The 24,560-nt window shown below is 61.0% G+C and carries 17 protein-coding genes; 9 read left to right on the top strand and 8 right to left on the bottom strand.

What is annotated here, in order from left to right; genetic code table 11:
• Positions 1-2 precede the first annotated feature (2 nt).
• Positions 3-2,108: a hydantoinase/oxoprolinase family protein gene (locus ACFPBZ_RS02915; RefSeq protein WP_378034494.1), complete on the bottom strand. Its 2,106-nt coding sequence runs from the start codon at positions 2,106-2,108 to the stop codon at positions 3-5.
• A 720-nt stretch (positions 2,109-2,828) separates the two neighbouring features.
• Entirely contained in the window at positions 2,829-3,497 is a 669-nt protein-coding gene (locus ACFPBZ_RS02910; protein ID WP_378034493.1) for a hypothetical protein, read from the bottom strand.
• 794 nt (positions 3,498-4,291) lie between these two features.
• Here ACFPBZ_RS02910 and ACFPBZ_RS02905 point away from each other — a divergent pair.
• Positions 4,292-5,059, top strand: coding sequence for an HNH endonuclease signature motif containing protein (locus ACFPBZ_RS02905; RefSeq protein ID WP_378034558.1), 768 nt, complete (start codon positions 4,292-4,294; stop codon positions 5,057-5,059).
• A 361-nt stretch (positions 5,060-5,420) separates the two neighbouring features.
• Complete coding sequence (locus tag ACFPBZ_RS02900; protein WP_378034492.1) at positions 5,421-6,293, top strand: NgoMIV family type II restriction endonuclease; 873 nt, start codon at positions 5,421-5,423, stop codon at positions 6,291-6,293.
• A gap of 34 nt (positions 6,294-6,327) precedes the next feature.
• On the opposite strand, the gene ACFPBZ_RS02895 is transcribed toward ACFPBZ_RS02900, so the two are convergent.
• Positions 6,328-7,590, bottom strand: a complete 1,263-nt coding sequence (locus ACFPBZ_RS02895; protein ID WP_378034491.1) for a DNA cytosine methyltransferase — start codon at positions 7,588-7,590, stop codon at positions 6,328-6,330.
• 297 nt (positions 7,591-7,887) lie between these two features.
• Between ACFPBZ_RS02895 and ACFPBZ_RS02890 the strand changes: the two genes are divergently transcribed.
• Positions 7,888-8,424: a very short patch repair endonuclease gene (locus ACFPBZ_RS02890; RefSeq protein ID WP_378034490.1), complete on the top strand. Its 537-nt coding sequence runs from the start codon at positions 7,888-7,890 to the stop codon at positions 8,422-8,424.
• An 838-nt stretch (positions 8,425-9,262) separates the two neighbouring features.
• Here the strand turns inward: ACFPBZ_RS02890 and ACFPBZ_RS02885 are convergent.
• The 5 genes from ACFPBZ_RS02885 to ACFPBZ_RS02865 form a co-directional block, all read right to left on the bottom strand.
• Positions 9,263-9,457: an integrase core domain-containing protein gene (locus ACFPBZ_RS02885; RefSeq protein ID WP_378034557.1), complete on the bottom strand. Its 195-nt coding sequence runs from the start codon at positions 9,455-9,457 to the stop codon at positions 9,263-9,265.
• A complete protein-coding gene (locus tag ACFPBZ_RS02880) occupies positions 9,453-9,815 on the bottom strand; it encodes a transposase (RefSeq protein ID WP_465251505.1) in 363 nt (120 codons plus the stop codon). The genes ACFPBZ_RS02885 and ACFPBZ_RS02880 overlap by 5 nt, the downstream gene beginning before the upstream one ends.
• 270 nt (positions 9,816-10,085) lie before the next feature.
• On the bottom strand, positions 10,086-10,484 hold the full coding sequence (locus tag ACFPBZ_RS02875) for an IS110 family transposase (RefSeq protein ID WP_378034488.1): 399 nt from the start codon (positions 10,482-10,484) through the stop codon (positions 10,086-10,088).
• Positions 10,485-10,639: 155 nt separating this feature from the next.
• Positions 10,640-11,224 (bottom strand): DDE-type integrase/transposase/recombinase, encoded by a 585-nt coding sequence (locus ACFPBZ_RS02870; protein WP_378034556.1) that lies wholly within the window; start codon positions 11,222-11,224, stop codon positions 10,640-10,642.
• On the bottom strand, positions 11,113-11,469 hold the full coding sequence (locus ACFPBZ_RS02865) for a hypothetical protein (protein WP_378034555.1): 357 nt from the start codon (positions 11,467-11,469) through the stop codon (positions 11,113-11,115). Before ACFPBZ_RS02865 ends, ACFPBZ_RS02870 begins: the two co-directional genes overlap by 112 nt.
• A 1,853-nt stretch (positions 11,470-13,322) precedes the next feature.
• On the opposite strand from ACFPBZ_RS02865, the gene ACFPBZ_RS02860 reads away from it, so the two are divergent.
• The 6 genes from ACFPBZ_RS02860 (at position 13,323) to ACFPBZ_RS02835 (ending at position 23,577) form a co-directional block, all read left to right on the top strand.
• A complete protein-coding gene (locus ACFPBZ_RS02860; protein WP_378034487.1) occupies positions 13,323-14,579 on the top strand; it encodes a hypothetical protein in 1,257 nt (418 codons plus the stop codon).
• Entirely contained in the window at positions 14,567-16,267 is a 1,701-nt protein-coding gene (locus ACFPBZ_RS02855; protein WP_378034486.1) for a nuclease-related domain-containing DEAD/DEAH box helicase, read from the top strand. Before ACFPBZ_RS02860 ends, ACFPBZ_RS02855 begins: the two co-directional genes overlap by 13 nt.
• Positions 16,267-19,791: a helicase-related protein gene (locus ACFPBZ_RS02850; protein ID WP_378034485.1), complete on the top strand. Its 3,525-nt coding sequence runs from the start codon at positions 16,267-16,269 to the stop codon at positions 19,789-19,791. Before ACFPBZ_RS02855 ends, ACFPBZ_RS02850 begins: the two co-directional genes overlap by 1 nt.
• On the top strand, positions 19,791-21,683 hold the full coding sequence (drmB, locus tag ACFPBZ_RS02845; protein WP_378034484.1) for a DrmB family protein: 1,893 nt from the start codon (positions 19,791-19,793) through the stop codon (positions 21,681-21,683). The genes ACFPBZ_RS02850 and drmB overlap by 1 nt, the downstream gene beginning before the upstream one ends.
• A gap of 60 nt (positions 21,684-21,743) precedes the next feature.
• Positions 21,744-23,225: an AlbA family DNA-binding domain-containing protein gene (locus ACFPBZ_RS02840; protein WP_378034483.1), complete on the top strand. Its 1,482-nt coding sequence runs from the start codon at positions 21,744-21,746 to the stop codon at positions 23,223-23,225.
• Between the two features lie 64 nt (positions 23,226-23,289).
• Complete coding sequence (locus ACFPBZ_RS02835) at positions 23,290-23,577, top strand: hypothetical protein (RefSeq protein ID WP_378034482.1); 288 nt, start codon at positions 23,290-23,292, stop codon at positions 23,575-23,577.
• The last annotated feature ends 983 nt before the right edge of the window (positions 23,578-24,560 follow it).

The raw sequence follows: 24,560 nt of genomic DNA, 5'->3' as shown, positions 1-24,560 counted from the left end.
GGTCAGGCTCCCTTGCGCGTCGTCGTGATGTGGAGGTTGCCGAGCTCGTCGACGGTGCCGGTGCGGCCGCCTGGGACGACCACGGTCGTCGTCGGGACCTCGATCACCGCGGGACCGGTGATCACGTGGCCGGCGCGCAGCGCCGCGTAGTCGTAGATCGGGGTGTCGACGAAGCCCTGGCCGATCTCGAGGTAGACGGGACGGCTTCCCGACGAAGGCGCGGGGCCGGTGGCCCTCTCGAGCGGCGGCAGCTCGGGGCTGAACGGGAGGACGCCGCGGCCGCGCACCCGGTAGGTGATGGCCTGGACGCCGGCCTCCCGGAAGCCCGAGCCCTTCCCGTAGAGCTCGGCGTACTTGGTCTCGAACCGCTCGGCAGCTTTGTCGAGGGCGTTCTGGTCGATAAGCCCGTCCCCGACGGGCACCGTGACCTCGGCGAGCTGCATCGCGTAGCGCATGTCGATCTCGCGGACGATCTCGACGGAGTCGAACTTCAGGCCCTGCCGGTCGAGACCCTGGCGGACCCGGTCCTCGAGCTCGGCGAAGTTCTTCTCCGCGCGCACCGGGTCGACCGGGAGCTGCGCGGGGTCGGAGAGCTCCTGGGCCAACGCGATATCGGAGGCGGCGAGCCCGTACGCGGAGAACGCGGAGGCGACCGGCCCGAGCGGGACGACGACGTCCTCCACCCCGAGCTGGCGCGCGTAGTTGGCGCAGAACGCCGGGCCGGAGCCGCCGAAGGCGTAGAGGACGAAGTCGCGGGGGTCGTACCCCGCCTCGACGACCGTCTTGCGCAGCAGGTCGCCGGTCTGGGCGTTCTGCGCGGCGTGAATGGCGGCCGCGGCGTCCTCTGTTGACAGTCCGAGCGGCTCGGCGATCTTCGTCCGGATCGCCTCCCGCGCCTTCTCGACGCTGAGCGCCTTGCGGCCGCCGAGCAGGCCGGTCGTCGGGAGGATCCCGAGGACGAGGTTGGCGTCGGTGTTGGTGGGCTCGGTACCGCCCTGGTCGTACGCGGCCGGCCCGGGCACCGCACCCGCGCTGTGCGGGCCGATCCGCAGGTTGCCGCCGGCGTCGACCCACGCGATCGCGCCGCCACCTGACCCGATGGCGTGCACCCGCAGCGTCGGGACGTTGATCGGGTGGTGGTTGATGACCGTCGTGGTGTCACGCTCGGGCTCGCCGTCGACGATCAGCCCGACGAGGAACGTGGTCCCGCCGACGTCGGTGGAGATGATGTTGCGGTGGCCGAGGCGCTTCCCGAGCTGCGTCGAGCCGATGACCCCGCCGGTCAGCACCGAGCCGACGGTGGAGATGGCCTGCTGCGGGGCCTCGCTGGCCGCGACCGCTCCCCCGTTGGACTGCATGACCAGCAGCGGCCCGTTCAGCCCTCTGCTCTTCAGGCTGCCTTCGAGGTTGGTGAGGTAGTCGCGCAGACCGGGCCCGACCTGCGTTGACATGATCGTCGTGGAGTTGCGCGCGAACTCGCGGATGCGGGGGCTGACCTCGCTGGAGAGCGCGACGTAGATGTCGGGGTCGATCTCGTGGACGAGCTCGCGGATGCGCTTCTCGTGGGCCGGGTTGCGGAAGGCCCAGAGTAGGGAGACCGCGATGGCTGTGATGCCGTCTTGTTGGAGCTTGGCGACCTGCCGGCGGACCTCGTCCTCGTCGAGGGAGACGATGACGTTGCCGTCGCGGTCCATCCGCTCGGTGACCTCGAGGGCGTGGCGCTTCGGGAGCAGGTAGTGGTCCTTGTCCTGCGCCAGGACGTGCTGGAGCTCGTGCGGGCTCCGGCCCAGGTACCGGCCCTCGACGTTCATGATGAAGATCGAGTCGCGGTGGCCCTTGGTGGTCAGGAACCCGACGTCAGGGACCTTCCGCTGGACCAGCGCGTTCAGGCTCGAGGTGGTGCCGTGCGCGATGTGGTGGGTCTCCGCGAGCATCTCCTCGAGCGGACGTCCGAGCTGCTCGGCCAGCAGCTCGAGGACGTCGAGGACGCCCTGGGAGTAGTCCGGAGGGGTGGACGGGGCCTTGGCGGCGATGACGGACCCGGAGTCGTCATCCAGCACCGCGTCGGTGAAGGTCCCGCCCACGTCCACGCCGATCACGTAGGCCATGAGCCTGCTCCTCGTTGAGGTTCGTCGTGACCCAGGCCACGAGTTTGACGGTGGCGTTGATTCTTAGACGCATACGACGATTCGGTCAAGCGGCCGACGCTCGGGCGACCGCACTGAGCCGGACCCTTCGCCGGGCGGCCATAGTGCTTGGACGGCCTCATGGGCCACCGTCTGGAGACCTCAGTGCCCTCACCGGACGGGGACCGGTGAGGGCAGCGGACGGACAGCTACCGCACCAGGTGAAACAGAAGCTGGCTTGCCCTGCCCAATACCGAGAGGCAGTGAGCTGAAGGGCGGCGGCCTGACGGTATGCGGCAGCGGTGGCAGCCTCGATGATTCCGTGGTGGACGATCAAGTTGCATACCGAGGCGACGATGCCGTCGTGGCGTCCTACAGAAGACTGCAGTCCCGCTAGACACAGGAACGTCTCGACCTGCCACACGGCGAATACATGGACGCCGAACAAACAACTGCGCCCACCTGGCTCAACTCTTCCCGACGGGACTTCCTTGGAGCCAACTACTGAGTCATGCCGCAGTGGTTTGCGCTGCGACACGGCATCCGAGGATCGGACTAACGAGTCGACTACGCGTTAACATGCGTAACTCGACACCGCTCTGTTTCTCGCGTTTCGGATTCATCTCACGCTACATCGACACAGCTCGAGCTAGATCGGTCGACGAGATAAGCAAGGAGTCCGACAGTCGAGAACGGGCTTATCTAATCGTTATTGCGTAAGTCGATCGCACCCGACGAGCTTCCAGTCAGACTTAGCAGAAGTTCTGGGCTGTATGGACTCTCAGGAGTGGCATCTAGCCATCTGACGCTCGCGTTCGCATCGCGCAGAAATCCTACTGCTAGATCGTCGAGCAGATCCGTGTAGTTGCTTCCACTAGCGGGATACTCGTACTGAGTCACGCGCATTGCTCCGTTTGTGTTGATCACTCTGACCCCTGCAGGAAGGTCCGCGTAATGCGCGTCGGCATCACCAGAGTTCACAAGTGCTGCGCCACTCAGATTGTGGTGAACGAAATCGCATAGCTGATCATATCGGGACGCCGCATCCTCTTGACCGGATTGGGAAGACAATCCGGATACGCAACTGCCGATATTGAATGGTTTAAGCCGACCAACAGGAACGCCCTCCTTCAGTAACCAATCGCGCTTCCAGGAACTACTAGTTGCAAACCGCGCGCGGAGGACCAGCCCGAAAAACTTCTCGCCCGCCTGCCGCCAATCGGTCGGGCTCGCCGTGAAGCTAGCCACCAGGAGGCGGGCATGCACTTCATGGAGAAAAGCACTCAACTCGAGCATACTGCGCGCAATCGCGCACATTGCCAATGCGTTTTCCCCTTCCGCTAAGCTCAGAAAAGCGTCTACCAGATACATATGCCTAATCTTATTGGCGGCCACAAAATTCTTTTGATGCATGCAACAATGTTGATGTATATGACGGACCGACCGATTCACAGAATGAATGCGAGGCTCAAGGTTCAAACTCATTGCAGGTTCGGGAACTTGAAACCGTCCGTTTAGAGTGAGTGCCCAGGCGTCGCCGAGACGATCGAGTTCGGCCAAAGCGGTAGGCCCATCAAAGTTCGAGTAGATGGTTCTTCTCCCTGGCGCGCACGGATTGAGTCACTCTTCGAAGAACAAGATCTCATTTTATATCACACTCTATCTTAACTTGGGAGTCGCAAGCTCGCCTCACCTCCTGAGCTCCATGTCTTGCGAGCCAACTGACAGCGCAAGATCGTGCAAGGCCCGGATGGCGCTGACCTCAATCGCTCTTCATGCGTCAGCTCGTGGCACCAGACCTTCACAACTACCGGTCGCCCATCACGTCTAGAATCGACCTTCCGTCTGCGCCATGTCCGGTAGGCGTCAAAGGCGTCGGGCCACAATTGTGGTCTTGAAGTTCGTCGAACTTCCTTTCGCGCGCAAGCTCTTTTCTTCGGCTACCTCCGTGTCGGAGAATTTGACCCCGGACGCCGCACCCCTCAGTGTGGAGTTACTCTCGGACAGTGGACGCAAAGGATGACCCCCGACGGACGTGGTTCTCGGAGAACGCCGACGACGTGGTGCAATGGGCTGACTTGTCCCAGGAAGCATTCCGGCTGGTGTCAAGCCCGAAGGGCATCTACAAGCCGGCCGACAGCGATTACGCGCTCAGTGTCCGAGTCATGCGGAATAGTCCTTATCGCGACGGGCAAATCTTCCATCGGTCAGATGGCAAGTGGATGCTCACGTACCACCAAGAGGGCCTTGGCGAACAAGATCGCGTCAAAGAATTCGCAAATCGTGGAATCCGCAGGTGTTTGGATGACGACGTCCCTGTCGGGGTGCTCATTGAACAAGAGAAGAAGGGCCGCAAGTCGAGCTACCTTGTAAAAGGTCTGGCAACCGTTGACGATTGGGTAGGCGACCATCTCGCGCTGAGCGCAGCGGTGACCAACGGTGAGCCCTCCGAAAGGACAAGAACTTTTCAGGACATTTTGACCGCGGACGCGGAAATATCCTCGCAGAGCTCTGTTGTAGAGATTCCAGACGACTACGATGCTCGACTTCGCGTAGAAAGAACAATCGTTGCTCGACGAGGACAAGCAAACTTTCGATCTGAACAGATAAGTAGTCTAGACGGAGCCTGCGTAATTTCAGGCTGCGAGGTGCGAGCTGTCTTAGACGCCGCTCACATTATGCCGTATAAAGGAACGGCATCAAATGTAGTCTCTAATGGACTCCTCCTCCGGACTGACCTCCATACCTTGCTAGATCGTGACCTACTTGCGATCCATCCTCAGACTGGGGAGGTGCATATCGCCCAGAGCCTTCAAACCACCGAGTACGGAGGCTTTGTTGGAATGACAGCCCTGAGCGGACACAATCTAGAGGTTCGCCGAAAAGCACTCGAGATCGCATGGGACAGGTACCGACGCATGACTGGCTTGTAAAGGCACGACATCTTCTCGTGAGGGTCTTACCAAGAGGAGCCGTCTGCCGCCGGTTAGACAGCCACACAGAGAGAGTGCTTGTCAGTGACCAAATCATCCCAACGCAGCTCAAGCTGCGCGGATAGTGCACTCACCTGACAACCGCCACTCCTGCTAGAGCGCTAATAAACCACGCACTCCTCCAAGGAGCAATCCTTCGTGCCTAACGGCAACGCAGACGGACTCACGGAGCTGCAGACTCGCAGGGTTGCCGGTTGACACGGTGCGGTCCAGCAAGCGACTCCAAGGGCGGCTGCGACCCGCAGATAGCTGTCGTGCCACGATCTACACCGGATATCAAGATGACTGCAGGGAGGCATAGATGGTGTACAGAGGGGCGCTGTTCACGCGGGAGCGCCATTCGTACCACCGCAGGCTACTCGAGGAGGAAGTGCTCACTTTGACGGCGGCTGGCGTGGCGAGCAACGCTGACGGCGACCAGAAGGCGAGTAGGCTCTATGCTGCCCACATCGCTGACGCCCTCGGCGCTCGGGTTCGGAACGAGAAACTTGCAGGACAGACTGCAGGTGAGCGTTTCGAAAGCGTGTGTGCCGAATTCGCGCAGGCTACCTTTCTTGAGCTTGGGCACCTTCGCCCCGGCACTTGGAAGGTTGAGAAGATGCCCGGTCGGCGCGCAGCATCAGGAGTAGCGCGCTTCGAGCAATACAGCCACCTCGCGGACCTCGACGAGGCTGTCCGAATGAATCAATCGCTCCGGGCCATCCTGGGCAACGACTATGGGATCGCCCCGGACGTTGTCATCTCTCGATCACCTATGCCAGATTCAGAAATCAACGCCTACGACGAGTTAGTCGACGACACGGTCGCTCGGAAGGCCGCCATCCGACGCGCCAATCAGCCCTTACCGATCCTGCACGCGGTAATCTCTTGCAAGTGGACGTTACGGACCGACAGGGCACAGAACGCCCGGAGTGAGGCGCTAAATCTCATCCGAAATCGTAAAGGGCGGCTCCCGCATGTAGCAGTCGTAACCGGCGAACCGACACCCGCACGAATTTCATCGCTGGCGCTCGGCACCGGCGACATTGATTGCGTGTATCACTTCGCCCTACCCGAGCTTGTCGCAGCGGTCGACGAGCACGGCGCCGACGACGCAGTCGACCTCTTAAACACGATGATCACTGGTAATCGATTGAAAGATATCGCTGACTTGCCACTGGATCTTGCAGTCTAACCTCGTAGGCGGGCGACGTGCGGCTCTGCTCCCTCTAACTAATACGGGTTCGATTGAGCGCGAATACCTCGTGCCGCCTATGCAGGTCCTGCCCGACAAAGGCCTTGAAATCGCCGAGCCGGTAGGTGACTGCTCCTTTCAATTCGCTTATCTCTAGATCGAAATCTCGACTAAGCAGCGCCAACCTGCGCTCCAGTTCCGCCACCTCAATTTGCTGGCCCATTGCCCGCTGAATCTGAGCATGCGACAAGAACGTGTTGCCGTCACGCTGTCGAGCGGTTCGCAACGTGCGGTAGAGCGGATCCTGCTCCGAGTTGCCCGCTACGTCCGAGGCTGGCTCTCCAGTGTGTTCGAGTGCTGCCCGCACGCTCGCGCCAACAGCAGCTGCGACCGGCGGGGGAAACGCATTGCCGATCTGCCGGTACTTCGCTGTCTTACGGCCGACAAACTCCCACTCGCCGGGCTGCCACCCTTGCAGGACCGCAACCATCTCGGTCGTAAGCTTTGGACCGACAGCAAAGATGTCCTCCGGGCATGGTGGGTTATCTGCCACCCCAAGCGCATCCACGCCTAGCTGGGCCCACGCCCGCTTTGCACGAGTTGGGCCTAAGTCGGCGCCACCGTGCTTCTTCGATCCACCGACGATCGTGGGGGCAATATCGTTGGCTAGCTGGGACCATGCAGCCGCACCTGCCCACCCCCCGCTTGCCATCTGTCCAGCGAGCGCCCGGCCAACGGAGGGAGCCTCGCCCCGGGGCTGTGGCCATCTGAAGTAGCGCGCGTCCTCCGGGAGCAATGCAACGAGCACGAAACGTGGCCGAAGCTGCGGCACGCCGAAGTCCGAGGCGTGTAGCAGCTTCCACTGCGCGACGTACCCTAACTCCGCGAGTCGGTCAAGAACATGCTGACGGTATCCAGCGAAGCGCGGGCTACTCAGACCCCGGACGTTCTCGAGCACAAGCGCCCGCGGTGTCACGGTTGAGGTCAGCTCTACTGCCCAAGCGAATAGGTCCCGCTCATCGGTCGCTCCGAGCTGCTTCCCTGCGACGGTAAACGGCGGGCACGGCACACCCCCGGCCAGCAAATCCACGCCCGCATAGGACCGAGGATCCCAAGTGAGCCGGTCGGCCACGTCGCCCTCAGCGATCTTCCAGGCCGGGCGATTGCGGCGCAGGGTGTCGCAGGCATGGGCGTCTAGCTCGACGGCAAGTTCGTGTTCGAAGCCGGCCTTCTCCAGGCCGAGCGCCTGCCCACCTGCGCCGGCACAGATCTCAACTACCCTCAGTGGCCTGCTCATGGCGCCTCCCTCCCACCCTCGCCCGTACGAGCCCAGGCCGCTAAGACCTCCAGAGCATCATGCCCCAGCATGACGACACTCCAAGCAGGCGCCGTAGCTGTGTCGGCGGGACGTTGGAGCGGCCCTGGCCGAGCACCGCCCGCTAGTCTCGCCTTGCAGGTCAACGGCCGAGGGACCGGTCAGTCTAGGCACCGGAGTCCAGACCCTGCACGGGCGAGCCACACGGACTACTCCGCTTGACCTCTATGACGGTCGCTACCTGCACTCGGCTGCAGCCTGACTCTGCGGGAGAAGAGGATGCGCGACGGCAGCCGCCGCCCGGTACACACAGCCCGAGAACCACGGCCAGAGTCCGCCGTCGGCTCGTACGCCAGCAGCGGTGGCGTACGAAGCCGCATGCAGCTCCAGCGGACCCGTGACACCGAGCCAGAGATGGCCGTTAGACGGCTGTTGCACGCTCAGGGACTCCGCTATCGGGTCGATCGCCCGCCGCTGCCAGGCCTTCGACGTCGCGCTGACCTTGTGTTCGGCCCGTCCAGAGTCGCAGTCTTCATCGACGGCTGTTTCTGGCATGGGTGTCCCGAGCACGGCAACCCCCGCCCGAGGAGCAACGCTTGGTACTGGCCCGAGAAGATTCAGCGGAATCGTGATCGAGACGCCGACACGGACCGACGACTTGCAGCCGCCGGCTGGCTCGTCGTGCGCGCTTGGGAACACGATCCGCCTGAGCACGTCGCAGAGGTGGTGGCCGGTGCAGTTGCCGCTCGCCGCCCTCCAGCCCGAACGTACCCGAGCGACCTTGAAAATCAGGCAAACAATACGCCCACATCGTAAGCCAAGCCGCGTTCTCAGCGCGATCACGGCCTTGGCTCCAATCCGGCCCTAGGCCCATTGAAGGATGGACGCGAAAGCCGAGGCGAGGCGAGGCGAAGCGAAGCCGGGTGGGGGCGTGCAGTTGGGGAACCACAGCCGCAGGACCCGGCGCTGCGGTATGAGCTTGCGGCCCATGCCGCAGAACAGCCTTCTGAAGCTCAACCCCACGGGCCCGCCCGCCTTCCTCGGCCGCGTCTCCGGGCCTCGGACCTGGGCCCGCGGTGGACTGTCACACCCCTGTCGTCCTCCCAAGGGCGGCCTTAGCCGCCCGGGCCTCCCCAGAGCGTCCTCTGGCAGGCGCAAGCGGAAGCCAGCATCGAGCCCTGCTGGCCACGCTCGGCGTCCACGTCGGCAGGACGCCGCAATCCGCTGCCGCAATTAGCTGTTCGGCTGAACTTCGTCGCACGAACAGGTGACACCTGAAACGCTCGGCGCCACCCTCGCGAGATGCTTGCATGGGAAAGCGGAAGCACATGAGATTCCGGCGTACAGTGATAATACGCGGCGCGCTGGAGGGACGGCTAGTGTCGGTCGTTCCTTCTCCGGACCTGGACCCTAAGCTTGCTCGAGTGGTTCTTGACTCCGGTCAGGCCGTCACTGTCTTACGTGCCAATCTACAAAGGCCCGGCAAGGTCAAGCCGACAGAGCTACCAGCGCCAATACACAGAGAGTCCGGCTTTCGCACGGTCTCCGGCGGTCTGCCGACGTGCGGCAAGGGGCACCGATGATGAGTTCCCGGGCCCCGGATACCCCCCACCTGCCCTCGACTCAGACCCCTTAGCTGTCGTGACCCACGTTGTTAGCATGCGAGCCGGGTGATCGGTGGCTGGCCGCGGAGGGCGGAGTGGGCTGGGCGAGCGTTGTCGTTGCTGACCCAGCTGTCGAGGGCGGCGGGCCGCTGGTGGTTGCTGGTCCAGGGGCGGGCGTAGGCGAACTCGTTCTGCAGGGTGCGGTTGAGCCGTTCAGCCTTGCCGAAGCTCCTATGGGTGTCAATCGCTGCCTGCGAGCCCTGTTCGCGGCTGGACGAGGAGCTTGTAGACCTCTCTGGCGACGTGACGCTTGAGGCAGCGGATGATCTCCTTCTTGGTCTTGCCTTCAGTGGTGCGGCGCGCGACGTAGGCGCGGGTGACGGGGTCCCAGGCCATGCGAGAGACCACGAGGATGTAGAGGGCGTAGTTGGCTTGTCGGTCGCCGCCACGGCTGAGTCGGTAGCGGACGGTCTTGCCCGAGCTGGCCGGGACTGGCGCCGCCCCGCATAGGTGTGCGAAGGCGGACTCGTTGCGTAGCCGCTGCGGGTTGTCGCCGGCGGCGATCAGCAGCGCGGCAGTGGTGTGCGGGCCGAGCCCCTTCACCGCGAGCAGCTGCGGGGCGACCTGGTTGATCAAGCGGATGAGGTGTCGGTCGAGCTCAGCGGCCTCGGCATCGAGTGGCTGGTAGCGACGAGCGAGACTGCGCAGCGCCAGCTTGCTGACCGAGGTGGCGGTCGAGGCCGATCCAGGACGCCAGGTCAGCGCCAGCGCGACGAGCTTGTCGATGGACAGAACCCGGAGTTGGTCGCGCAGATCGTCGGGGGCGGTGACGACCAGGGCGTGGAGCTGATTGGCTGCCTGACGTCGGGCCTTCTAGGCCGAGCGCCGCACCAGGTGCAACGAGCGGATCATCTCCACGTGCCCATCGCCGGACTTCGGCGTCGAGGTCACGTTGTCGGCCAGCACCGCTCGCGCGGCCGCTTCGGCGTCGATCGGATCGCTCTTGCCGCGACTTCGACGGACGGAGCGGTCGGGCCGGTTGACCTCGAGAACGCGGTGCCCGCCGCTGAGCAGGAATCGGGTCAGGTTGGCGCCCCAGCTGCCGGTGCCCTCGATTCCGAACGCTTCGACCTTGCCGAGGCCGGCGCTCCAGGCCTCGAGGCGCTGCGAGCCCTCCAGAGTGGCCGGGATCGAGAGCTGTCCGAGGCGTCGTCCCAGCGTGTCGATGGCGACCGCGACGTGGACATCGGAATGGGTGTCGACCCCGACCATGACGCCCGCAGGTTCGGCGGTGACGTCGGCGGGGTGTGGTGCGACGCTGGACGCAGTCACTGCGGTGTCCTCCCGGGACTCGTTCTCGCGGTGGCGAGGGCTGCCGGGCTCGGGGGACGGACAGAACTGCGACGGGGCCTCTGGCCAGGCTCCTATCAGGTCACGAACCGGGACTCGGCAGCCCGAACACGCCCGCCCCGGGACCGGTCGACGCTTCGGGAACAAGGCACCAGTGGGCCGGTTGGTCTACGAGTCAGGCCGACCCCGGGAACGGGCGTGATCACACCCTCGCAGTTGGTCCAGGGGCAGCCGGGCTTGGTGAACCGTCGCCGGATGCCCAGTGCGACGCAGACTGCACGCCAGTTGCGGCCGCGGCGGTAGCTCAGCGCGTTGTCGGTGAGGACCCGTTCGATGTGGATTCCGTGGTCGTGGAACCAGCTGGCGGCGCGGTGCAGGAACGCCGCGCAGGTCGGGTCGCTTTCGTCGGGCAGGGCCTCGATGTAGGCCACCCGGGAGTGGTCGTCGACCGCGACGTGGAGGTAGTCGTAGCCGATGCCGCGTCCCGGTACGGCCTCCTGGCGTCCGTGTACACGCCATCCGCCGCCGTAGGGGACCCGCCCGACCTTCTTCACGTCGACGTGGAGCAGTTCACCGGGGCGGCGGCGTTCGTAGCGTGGCCCGCCGCGTCGGCGGCGGACCGGTTCACCGGTGATCGGGTCGATCGCCGCGAGGGCCGGCACCTGGTGGCGGGCCAGGATCCGGCCGACGGTGGAGGGAACCAGGCCGAGCTCACCGGCCAGGAACACCGGCCCGAGACGATACTGGGCGCGGAGCTCAAGTACATGGGCCTCGATCTCGTCGCTGGTGCGCCGCGGGCTGGAGTGCGGGCGCGACGGGCGGTCCCGCGCACGGCCGGGCCTTCGGTCTCGTAGCGGGCCAGCCACTTGGCGACCGTGGCGCGGGAGACCTCGAGCTGCTCGGCGATGCGGGCCTGGGCCCAGGCGGCCTGGTTTGCGGCGAACGATCAGCACGCGCACGTGCACGGATAGGGGGGCATTACGGTGCGACACCGAGTGCCTCCGGTAGTCGAGATGGATGCGTCAGACACACCCACCCCGCCTCGGAGGCCCTCCTCGATCAACCCGATACGCCGCTTCACACAACGTCTCGGGTCACGACGCGTCGCGCACTCCGCGCCACCTAGTTATTACGTGCGCTTGCCAGACCTACGATCTCCAGCGCGGTCTCTAAGAGCACCACCGAACGCGCTCGGTATCGATACGCGGCTGGGTCCACAAACACGAGGCCAGAGCGCGTGCGGACACGGGTGCAGTTGAGGGCACCCAACTGCCCGCCGGTGCAGGAGTCGGACGTTGATGCCGCCGCCAAGTTCTCTGGACATCGGTGTGCAGACATGAGTCGGCTGCCCGTCTGTCATGCGTGACCGCACCATACGTGGGGCACCGTCCCCACGCGTCGCACGAGCGGCCTCACCAGCTGGACCACGTTCTCTGTGGGGCCTGACCTCCGCTCCGACTCAGTGTGATAGAGATCTACACCACTAACCACGACACTCGAGGCAGGCGCAGTGGGGGCAGGGCAACGTCCTGGCGGGCCGGGGAGCGCGCCACCCCGGCCCCTGCTCCTTTCTGAGGGCGGAGGCCCGGCGCTGCCGGCTCCATGGGCAGGCGGACTTGTCGCCTTCGGTAAGCGTGTCGCTAAAATCCAAGAGCTGGCAGACCGGCAACGAATACTCGTACTGACTGTTCCAAGTAGGAAGTATGCAGCGGCACTGATTGGCTCAGGATGGTTAGTGGGACGATCTTCTCACAAGAATCGCAACGACGTCGACGCCCAGATCGACGCGCTCGAGCATGGTGAGCTAGTAAGGCTCCTAACCGAACAGAGAGTAGTCCTCGGTAGGTTCCACGGACAACGTCGTCCAGGAACCATTCAGGTCGGCCCGTCATCATGGCGTGTTCAGAACATTCTGAGTGTCACACCCGTTGACGCCCACCAGGACGAGTTTGGCGGCGCGGCAGTGCCTCGTCCAGGATCGTTCGTTCAAACTCACATCAGTCCTGCTGCTTGGCCGTACTACTACGCAGGAAGCCCCGATTTACTCTCCATTATTGGCTCTAAGGTTCGCATTCTGGAAGAACTGAGTCTGCAGCTCGTTTCGGGTTCTGCATCTGCACAGCCTGATTCCCTTCAAAATCTACTGAGGCCCAGGACCGGACGCACCCCGGCTTGGGGCACTCATCTCGAATCGGGTTCAAGCGAAGCGCAACCTAACTTATCAGCAAACACTAAGATTGCAATCCTAGACGGCAGTTCAGCAATTCGTTGGCTTCCACTCCTTGAATGCCCGCTCATTCTAGCTATCGTCGATCGAGGCGCCGCAGTCGAATCAGCTGAGGCAACAATCATGCAACACCGCGCATACGGTAAACCGGCTAACCCGGGACTTCTCGGCTGGCGGCAGATACCCGGTGTGGAATGCATGGCCTTTGAGGTCAAACTGTGACTACGACTCCAGAAACTTCTATCGAATCGCTAAACAGCCGCTACACTGCTTCTGCATCGGTTAGCCGAGCGGCAGATGCAGTAGAACTAGTAATAGTCGAGGACAAGCGCGGTAGGGCGTTCAGCAACTTAGTAAGAGCTGCCGGGCGCTTGCAGCTAGAGCAACCACTCGAGATGTGGGAAGATCTTCTCCCAATCGCCAGGTACCTCAGGCGTCTTCGCTCGACTGAACCCTTCCCCGCAACGTTCAGCGTTCGGCACGCGAAAGCCGTGGAGGAACTACACGGGGTCGTGGCACGAGGAGCCCCTTTCGTGGGCTCCGACACGCGGGACTTCTTGCGGATGCTGTCGGATCACGCCGACGGCCTCGCAAGCAGCCCATCCCCAATGGGCAATGTACTTCTCGAAGCCGTTCAGACGAGCGGACATGCCAAATCCGTTATTGTTGTGATGAATGCCCGTGCGGAGCAGGGAATTCGCGACTGGCTGTCACATTGCGACCTTGAGCCGGCCAATATACAGGTGGTCGGTCGGGGTGACGTCCAACGGGACTGTCATTCCTATCTCCTCGGTCCACCTGCTCTACTTGGACCAAAGAGTTACCTGGCGCCGACGTGCCCCAAGCTCTCCTACATCTACCCACGCTGGGTTCCTGATCGTGCTCTTCCCATATCATTTCTAACGGAGCACTCGACTGATGGTGTCCGCCCTAAACCATCTATACGGATCGCGATTGATACGACCGTTACTGACGCCTTGGACCACGAGGACGTACACGAACAATCTGACGACGACTTCGTCGATGATACTCATTCTAATCTCAGTTGGTCCGACGTGTCTCCACCCTCGCGAGCCCCGCTTGATGATGAAGTACTCGCCCGGCGCGTGATGCTTGCGGGAGGGCGCTCAATGCTACTAGACCAAGATGGCGGCTGGATTCGCGCACTCGACCCTGACCAACCCGCTGGCGAGAGGGTTTACCAGCAGGATGAGAAGACGATCGTGCCTGGAGTCTACCTGATCTTACGCGAGGGCATTACCAATTCCGATGCACTCTACGAACTGACCATGTACGTTCTAGGGGAAAAGCGACACGCGGTAGAAACAGCTCAACGTGAGTGGAAGGATTCACTTGCGCGGGCCCTCCGTCGGCACGGGACTCACCAAGTCGCTCGTCAGCTGGACCGAGCAGGCGTTGAGGCTTCCACGCGCGCCCCAGCATGGATAGAACCAACTCTTGCTCGACCTCAGAGTACCAATGACTTTCGAAATCTCCTGGTCTGGTTAGGTCTCGAACCAGTAGAAACGTACATATCGAACGCCGACAATTACTCGCGTGCGAGGTACCGGGCTGTGAACGAAGTACGAGGCGCGCTTGAAAGCGCACTAAGCGCCACGGACCTCGACCTCCTTCGCGCCAACGGCATCGTTAAGCTGCGCCTAGAGACATCAGGATTCGCCAGCATCATCGCCGCACGAGTACTTGCGATCTCCCCCGACGAGTACCTCGTCCCCCGAACCGCTGTACGTATTCCCGAGTTCGATAGGAGTGCCCGATGGCTCGAATGATTCCTCCAATCATGCCAGAGGGCTGCCCGCCGGGCGAGAGAATGTTGTTCGAGCGCTTTGCGTCCGACCCCTCAACAGCAGGCTGGTCGGTATTACACTCGCTCGATATCGCACGCCATCGTCGGCAGGTTCAAGGTGAGGCTGACTTCGTTGTAGTTGCACCGGGACTGGGCGTAGCCGTGATCGAGGTGAAATCTCATCGAAGCATACGCAGGGAAGAAAACGGAACTTGGGTGCTCGGGTCGCAACCACCTCGCGCGAAGAGTCCATTTCAGCAGGCCTCAGACGAGATGCACAGCATTCGCGACTACTTACAGAAGCGCAGAGTTGCACTTCAAGGAACTCCCATCGTCTTTGCCGTGTGGTTCACTCACATTAGAGCACGCAGGATCCTCCCTACCAGTCCTGAATGGCATCCGTGGCAGCTCTTAGATCGAGACGATCTAGAAGGAGGCCCAGGCTCTGCAGTCTCAAGGACGCTCGAGGCAGGTCGAAAGCACCTCAGGGACCGGGTCTCGGGGCTTCAGATTGATGCAGATCAGCCAAGCTCGAAGAAGACTGCCGCAATTGTGTCCGCGTTGCGCCCTAAATTTGAACTGGCGACCACTGCGAATGAGCTAAAGACCAGCCGAAGTCGCGCGTTGAGTTCTTTTCTGGAGGAGCAGTACGACGCTCTAGACGCTATGGCCGAAGAGCGAACAGTCATCTTTACAGGCCCAGCTGGCTCTGGAAAAACTTTTCTCGCTGTTGAAGCGTGCAGGCGGGAAGTATCTAACCATGCCACCGGTCTACTTCTCTGTTTTAATAGTGGGCTAGGTCGGCATCTAGAGCGCACTGTGCAGATCGCAGGGTTGGAAGTGAGCACGCTCCACCGCTTCATGCTGCAGCTGACGAAACTGCAAGTGCCAGAGAGTCCAACTGATGAATTCTGGACTAACGAACTACCCAATGCGGCGGTCGAGATCCTGCTTGATGCTGAGTATGCTTACGATTTCTTAGTAGTAGATGAGATTCAAGACGTCTGCTCTCCTCAGTACCTTGACGTACTAGACCTACTGGTGAAAGGCGGGCTAGCCGGCGGAAGGTGCCTGTACTTCGGAGACTTTGATCGGCAGGCAATTTATGGAGCACGAGACGGTCGCGATGTCCTGAAATCGCGCGCAGGAACGCTGGTCAGCTATAAGTTGAGTTCGAACTGTCGAAATCTTCCGCGAATCGGCCATACCGTTGAATACTTATCGAACATGGAACCAGGTTACGCAAGATTCCGGCGCCAGGATGATGGACAGACCACAAAGCATTACTGGTATAAAACCGACGACCAGCAGGTTCCTCTCTTGATTCGCGCGGTTCGTGAGCTTCGAGATGAGGGCTTCACGGCTGGAGAGATCGTTATCCTCAGCCTTCGCGCGAAAGACTCCGCCGCTGCGCGGTGCGACGACTCGTGGTTGAGCCCGCAGCTCTCGGAAAGCACTGAGGCCCCGGCAAATCGAATACGCACATGCACTGTTCACTCCTTCAAGGGCCTCGAATCCGCCGCAGTGGTTCTGACCGACATTGACGATTCTTCGCGTCGCGACTTCGCTGACCTTCTTTATATTGGTTTGTCCCGCGCGACAGATCGCCTAGTTATTCTTGCGACTAGAGACGCCATCGGCAGCCAGGTTCTGCCGGAAAGGACGTTCTAATGAAGGCCCGTGACCACATGGAGAACGAGCTCCGGCGCGAGCTCTTTGGCCCGATCGAATCAGCAGCACCGTTAGGGCGGGCTCTGGACATTTCGACTCGTCCCGTCCTTTTCCAGACCTGGGAAGAGGCCCGTGGGCCGTGGCATGACGAGATCTCGAAGCAAGAGATCTTGACTGAGACCGATCCGCTGCGACGGTATGGCGTAGGGATTCTGTTTCCCCGCGGGCGGGCGACCGATTCGGTGGGAGACAAGAAACAGCAGAACGTAGACGAAGTCGGGCCTAGTGGCGGGGTTGAACAAGCACTCATCGGGGTCGTGAACCTGCCGACGAACGACGATCCCGACGTTGCCCCAACTTCCGCCGAAATCGTTCCACGGCAGTTAGCCGAGTCGGCGGATGCCGATAGCGACGATTTCGACCTCAGCGATGCGAACTCCTTCCAGCCAAGTGCACAAGGCCTATCGTTTAGACTCGATCTACAAGACGTTACCGGGACAATATCGATCAGATGTTCAGGGGCCTACTACGAAGCCGTAAAGGTGTCGGTGGCAGCCTCTAAGAAACAGCTTACGTGGTGGGTTCGCCGTCCGGTAGTGATTCACACCATCGTAGATCATGAGACGATCAAATCTGCTGAACACCGACTCGTCACGCTCAATAGCAATCCCCAGCCTCCGGCAGCGTCTATCGTGCCGCAGATCGCTTTGTATGCACGTAAGAGACACGCGAAAGACATACACGGGTCGTACATCGTAACTGTTGCTGTCATCAACTCCTCAAAGGTGAGTGGGGCCGCAGGTGCCTTCTTTCAGGCCGGCTTCGAGGTAGTCCCAAGCGCGAAGGCGGCAATTGAAGCCTATCCGGCGAGGGAATCGGGCGATTACGTGGTCGAAGAGTCGGAGGAACTATCGCAGCAGCTCCTATACCGTCACAAGCAGCCGTACGCAGTAGGCCACGGTTGTGCTGCAGCCTGGGACGATCGGGAGAACGGCCCAATTGAGTTCGTCCGCGCCGATCCCCTGCCTGTTTACGAAGTTCCTAGCCTCACCCCTGACATCACTGTCACGGGTGCAGATGGGGATATCAAGAAGTTGCAAGTGAGTATGCGCACTCTCGCTTACGGGATTGACGACGGTTCAGCCGACCGCGAGGTCGAGCAACTACTAGCTGCCTACAAGGCATGGATCGAGTCGCGAGAAGCTGAGATCGGAGAGCTTTCCGCACATTTGCAAAGCCAGGCGATGGTGCATATGCAGAAATGTCGAGATGCACTCGCTAGGATGGAGTCCGGATGGTCGCTCGTCCAGACCGATAACTACGTGCGTACTGCGTTCTGTCGGGCGAACGAAGCAATGTTGCTTCAGCAAGTTCGATCACGACTACCGCTGCGAGCCGTTCGTTTGGACAAGAATCGGCTTTTCCAAGTCGACGGCCAGCAGCCCGTCGTTGATCCGATGACTCTGGAAGGATACTGGCGGCCCTTCCAGATTGCTTTCATCCTTACCTGTCTTGAAGAAATCGTCTACCCGCATCACCCCAACCGGGAAATTGTCGAGCTAATCTTCTTTCCTACGGGTGGAGGCAAGACTGAAGCATACCTCGGAGCAGCGGCGATTAGTCTGATCTCTCGTCGCTTGCGCGACCCAGCCGATGGCGGTACCGACGTCATCATGCGTTATACGCTTCGTTTACTTACTGCACAGCAGTTCGTTAGGGCAGCATCTCTAATCTGCGTCCTTGAGAACCAACGCCTTCATTATGGCGATATGGGAATGAGACGCATCAGTATCGGCATCTGGTTAGGCGGCGATTCGACGCCGAATACACACAGGGTGGCGCTCGAAACCCTCAAGAGACTGCGTACCGAGCCATCGGCCGAGAATCGATTTCTGCTACTTCGCTGCCCTTGGTGCGGCGCGAGAATGGGGCCTATTGCATCTCAAGGCACGAAGCGAAATCAGGAGATGGCCGGGTATTCGGCCGAAGCGAATAAGAAAGTGCGACTGCATTGTCCCGATGCCGACTGTGATTTCAGCGGGCGGCGGGGGCTACCTGTATATGTGATCGACGAAGATATCTATCTTGAGAGACCTTCTCTTGTCATCGGAACTGTGGACAAGTTTGCGATGTTGGCATGGAGACCCGAGGCTAGAGCAATCTTCGGACTTGGAAATGACGGTAGTCGTGCATTTTCGCCTCCAACGATCATCATCCAGGACGAGCTGCACCTTATTTCGGGACCTCTTGGCTCGATGGTGGGTTTATACGAGTCGGTGATTGAGGACTTGTGCACCGACCGGCGCGATAGGTCAGAAGTGAAACCAAAGATTATCGCGTCTACGGCGACCATTAGACAATTCGAACGGCAAGTCCGCGATCTATATGGCCGAACTCGGACGGCACTCTTTCCTCCCCACGGCCTGGAGGAGGGTCATTCGTTCTTTGCAGAGCCTGCGCGGTTGCCTGATGGACGACTTGCGCCTGGTAGACGGTATCTCGGTGTACTTGCTCCGGCACTAGGTTCAATCCAGTCGGCACAGGTACGGGTTGGAGCTGCATCGCTCCAAGCCGTCCAGAGTCTTCCCCCTGATGAACGGGACCCGTACTGGACAAACTTGAACTTCCTAAACAGCCTGCGAGAGCTGGGTAACACTGTATCTTTACTGCAATCGGACATCCCCGACTACCTTCAGGGCGTTTGGCGGCGCGATGGCCTTGAGCGTGGCGGACTTCGTAATCCACGCAACGTCCTCGAGCTCACTAGTCGACGACGGAGTGACGAGATTCCGAAAGCCATTGAGGAGCTTTCGCTCACCTACGGCAAGGACGGCTGTGTAGACGTCTGCTTAGCCTCGAATATCATCGAAGTTGGCGTGGACATCGACCGACTGTCATTAATGACAATCGTGGGCCAGCCGAAGACGACTGCACAGTACATCCAAGTCTCAGGGCGCGTTGGCCGAAAGTGGGCTGAGCGACCAGGACTCGTCGTCACGATCTATGCGCCTTCTCGCCCTAGGGACCGAAGCCATTTCGAGCGCTTTGCTGCTTACCACCAGCGCTTGTACGCCCAAGTCGAACCCACCTCTCTAACCCCGTTCTCACCGCCCGTCCTACAGCGAGCGTTCGTGGGAGCGTTGTTGTCTTACATCAGGCAACAAGCACCAATAAACCTCGTGCCCGATCCGTACCCCTCAGATTGGGTAGAAGCTGCAACCAAGGTCTTACGAGAAAGGGCGGCACTCTCCGATCCAGACGAACTCGCGAGTTTCGACCGGGTGGCTAGTCAGCGAGCCGAACAGTGGAAGCGTGGCGAACGGACTGAATGGGATGCGTCTGACCGCGGTAGCGGAAACCCTCTTCAGGGTCTTATGCGCTTCCCGGGCGTTCCTCCTATGGAGGGTGCTGGGATGAGCTGGGAGGTTCCCACAAGTATGAGGTCAGTCGATTCGGAGTGCATGCTCCGCATAACTTCAAACTACACGTTGTCTGTCCCGTCGGCTCACGAGGGAGACGAGTAATGGGCACCGGAAATATGCGACGATCGCAGTTAGTGAGCCCTTTTGGCGTCGGCGCCATGAGTATGTTAGTGGACGGTACGTCGGTTATCACGGCCGGTCTAGACCAGTGGTTCGTAAGCGACGACCCGAGTAACGTCTCTGTGGACGAGTTTGTGGCGCCCGAATGGCGACTCGAAGAGCGACTTCACGTTCACCAGCTTCGGCTGCCGCCGGACTATCGAAGGCGTTCGGCTGGCCAGAGTCCGATCAATCGCAACTTGTCCGTACCAGTCCTGAGGTTCCCTCGCTGGTCGTTCTGTATCTACTGCAAGAGACTGCAGCGGAGTCCGCTGTCTCTGTCTGAACGTGTTCGTTGTAAGGATGATCGGCACAACGAGATGAAGAGACGCCCGCCGATGGTGCAGGTGCCTTTCGTAACCATCTGTGAGTCTGGGCATCTTGATGACTTCCCGTGGCTTGAGTGGGTGCATCGGAACGTGGCTCCCTCTTGCCACGGGCCCCTTCGTCTCTTTGCTCGTGGTGGTGGCTCGTTGGCCGGCCAAATCGTCCATTGCGATCAGTGCGGCGCCGAGCGCACCCTTGACCGTGTAACGACCTCAAAGCGGACGGACCGCGGGGAGGAGACCGCCCTAACAACCGAGCTTTCCAAGCAGGAGCCCTTCCCGTGCAAGGGTAGTCGCCCCTGGGTCGCGGACCCCGGGTCTGGCTGTGGTCAACCACTAAGGGCCGCATTGCGCGGAGCAGGTAATGTCTACTTTCCGCAAGTCGAATCGTCGATTTACCTACCGCCGCAGAAAGGTTTGGCGAGCGGCGAAGTTCTTGATCTTATGCGTCGACCCGATATCTACGGGAAGCTCGATGTCATGAAGGGTCTTGTTGGCCGGCTGACGCCGACCATGATCCGCACAAAGATCAAGCCTCCCAACTTATTTGCGCCGTTTACAGATACCGAGTTGCAAGCTGGCCTCGACGAGATCGCGGGCCCCGCCGATGAGTCTGATGCGGAAGTCACGGACGACGATGCGGTGACTTCAACAGAGGACTTGCGGCGCCCCGAGCACGTCATGCTTCGATCCGAGATGAAGCATTCGGACTTGACAGTTCGAGACGTGGGTCTACCAGAGGGGGCCACGCGGTGGTTCGCCAGTGCACGAGCGGTAGACGTACTGCGCGAGACGAGAGTTATGCGAGGGTTCACTCGAGTTCGTGACGGGGCGCTGAAATTGTCTGACGGCAAGGCGCTGATGCGCGCTCGGCCAGTATCGCCGGACGATGACTGGCTACCTGCGTACGTCGTTCGCGGTGAAGGAATTTTCTTAGAGCTCGAACCAAATGCGCTGCACTCGTGGGAGACCGGACCAGACGTGCAGAAACGCGTGTCAGTTATGGCCAGCACCTTCGAGACTGCGCGGGAGCGACGAGGGCTGAAGCCCCGGTCTGTTATTCCCCGATTTGTTCTACTGCATACTCTCGCCCATCTGCTCATAAATGAGTTTGTCTACTCCTGCGGATACAGTTCGGCGTCCTTGAGGGAGCGACTGTACGTGTCATCAGACGCGGGTCGCGAGATGGCTGGAGTGCTCATCTACACGGCGGCCGGGGACTCTGAGGGAACTATGGGCGGCCTGGTGAGGATGGGGCGTCCGGAGAACTTTGGCCGCGTCTTGGAGACCGCCCTCAGTAAGGCGGCTTGGTGTTCAGCAGATCCTGTCTGCATGGAACTTGGCGAGGCGGGGCAAGGGCCGGAATCTTGTAATATGGCGGCTTGCCATGGTTGTGCCTTGCTCCCTGAGACGTCGTGTGAAGAGTTCAACAGATTTTTGGACCGCGGCGTAGTTGTCGGATCACTCGCTGAGCCGCATCTAGGGTTCTTCACCATGCCAAGCCGGTGACTCGATCTGAGAACCTAACCGTGTCGTCTTCAACTCGGACTTGGGCGCATATCCCCGCGCGTGGACTTCCTTGATGGTGCGAGCGAAAATTCGTGGGTGCGGCTTGTGCCTAAGTATCTTGCTACCGTTATCGGTGGGGCAAGTGGTGAGCCTCCGAACGAGTATATAGCCCAGGCCGGCCTGCATGATCCGAACGTCGGCCAGTCCGATAGGATCGGTTTCGTGCGTATCCTTTATATTGCCCAGCTCTTGAAGTACGACGGGTTTGAGCTCGCTGGTCGGTCCTTGGTTCGTCAACTTTCGGCCGACCATAAATTACGTCTGTGCGGAGCTGTCGTTGAAGACGACTCTCCTTTGCTCGCAGGTCACCTATCGGAATACGTTGTGCCGGTGCGAGATATGACGAGTTTCGACGTAGTGTATATGGAAGGGGGGTGGAACCACAGCGACGGGCACCCCATACGAGTCCCATTTGATTCGGTTAAGAATTTTGTATTCCAAGGCGGCCAACTCATCGTCGCGGACGCGGGTCGCTACTACCTCGAAGACCATGGGTCGGCGGTCGACGAGGCCCAGGAATTCCTCGGCGCCTATTTCCCTTCGCGCGAGGAAGGCGTTCGCTATCTATACGATATCGGTGCCGAAGATTCTAAGGGTAGTCAGCGATTTCGCCCTGAGCTGATGCGCATTGGAGACAGATTCGAGACAATCTGGACTGGTATCGATTCAATCCTTACTCTCGGCAGCATTGCTATCGCCCCGAGAGAAGAAATTCTAGGCAGCGGCCACTCAAGTACTGCCGTCATGATCTCTGACCAGTTCGTCGATCGCAACTTCCCTTCGCCATGGGCTTCCATAAAGACCTACGGTGGTGGTCACGTTGTTCTCATTGCAGCATCAGTCTCTGCCGACTTTCTCGTCGACAGAAACCCCGATAATGCCCGCTGGATCAGTAATATCCTAGATGCAGTCTTAGACAGAAGCCGGGAGACAGCAAAATGGCTGAAACCGGGTCCCGGCTCAGGGAGCGCACTAGACCCGGTCAATGTCTTGCAGGAAGATGAGAGCCAGCAGCACGAACGAAAGTCATCGTTCCTGACTCCTGTCGATTCACAAAGAGCAGACGTGAACCGTAAGGTTCTCCAGGAGAGCGTCGGGAAGTCCATCGCGGCGCTCGCAAACACTGATGGTGGCCAGCTCGTAATCGGCCAGGCAGACGATGGTGAGGTTCTCGGCTTAGCGGAAGATTTCCGTTGTTTAGGTAAGCTTCAGAGCCGAGACGGGTTCACGCAAAGGCTCGCAGATTATGTTGGCAAGTTCATGAGCCCGAACTGGGAATACATTGGCATTAATCTTGATTGGGTGGAACAGGACGGGAAAGATGTAGCGGTAGTCAATATTCCGCGATGTGCACTTCCCGTTTACCTTGACACCCAGTCGGCGAGCGAGGTCATCTTTGTTCGACGAGGGACAAGGACGGAACGACTGCAGGGTCGGGCCTTGGGTGAGTGGCTAAGCGGTCCGCGTTTCTTGGCTAAGTGAGCCGGGAGATTGGTAGTGCCGAAATCCCAATTGCAAGCTAGAGGAATCGCTTCCGGCAGCAATCGTGAGCGCGGGGACCAGCTGGTTCGCGCCTGACCTGCTGCTGAGCGCCGGAGAACTCGTCGGTCGCGCTTTGCGCCACCTGCCCGACCGCTGCCGCGGCACGCTCGTTCGCCTCGATTGCGCGACGGCGCAGCGCCTCGATCGCTGCGCCTTCAGCCTCCATGTTCGTTCGAGCTGCATCGGTCTGAGCGCTCGGCGGCCTGGACCGGTCACCGTCGCGAACGCTGCTTCGAAGCGGGCGGACGCCGCAGCGAACTCACGCTGGATCGATTCCAGCTCCGAAGCGTAGGTGTCCAGAGGTGCCGCCGCGCCAGCGAGGCGCGCCAGTGACGCCACCCGAGTGCTTGTCCGGCTGGCAGCACCATCGAAGGCGTCGTGCGCCGCGCCGGCCCAGCCGCCCGCTGCGGTCTGCTCTGCGCTGCCGAGCATCCGGCCGGCCTCGTTGGCTTCTGTGGCACTTTGACGAATCTGTTGGGCACCTGCCCGGATTGCGCCGGGGTCGCCTGGGATTGGCGCCGTCACCCCGTCACCCCGCCGAACGACACTGCTCCGACCTGAGCACTGGCCCGGGCGTCACTGAGTTGGTAGCTCTCCGCGGACTCGCGCAGAGCCTTCGCGAGCTGGTCGGTCTCCGCCCCCATCTCCTTCGCCCGATCCGTGGCTTCTTTTGCCAACGTGTCTAGCGTCCCAGCGAGCGGCCCCTCGCCCGCGGCGCTACTGGCGCCGCTTGTCCCAGCCGTGAAGGCCGCGGAGAATGCCTTCAACAGCGCCCTGCACACGGCCCATCTGCTCGGCACAGGTCTGCAGCGCTGCCAGCGTCGCGTCGTACCCGGCGCCCGGTCCCGTCACCGCTCCCCCTCAGCGTCCAGTACAGCTAGTCGCAGCGAGGCTAGATCTAGGCGAAAGCGCTGTGGGGCGGAACGGCACAACTCCTTGACCTGAATCTCGCCCCAGGAGTGCGGCGTGTTCGGCGACTCCCGCCGTAGTGCGGCGGGACGTCCAGCACTGGGCCTTGGGCGGGTCTGTGACGCCGATACCGGCGGGTGACAACCGACGGCACGGCTCACGCGACGTCGCCACCCTCTTGCGGTCGAAGGGCTGGCTGCGGTCCTGATTTAAGGACCAGGGTTTAGACCGCCCTGAGCCCTCCTACGCTGGCTTACCCGGCGTCGGCCGTGCGGTGGAGTAGGCCGGGGGCCGGGGGACCGACATGCCCTGCGAGCGCGTCCGACGATGATCGGGCCGACCCGCCATTGGATGCCTCCTCGCCGG

Origin of the sequence: Actinomycetospora atypica (assembly GCF_042653685.1) — a bacterium.
In the GTDB taxonomy this organism is placed as follows: domain Bacteria; phylum Actinomycetota; class Actinomycetes; order Mycobacteriales; family Pseudonocardiaceae; genus Actinomycetospora; species Actinomycetospora atypica.
This window is presented reverse-complemented; position numbering and strand designations above follow the sequence as displayed.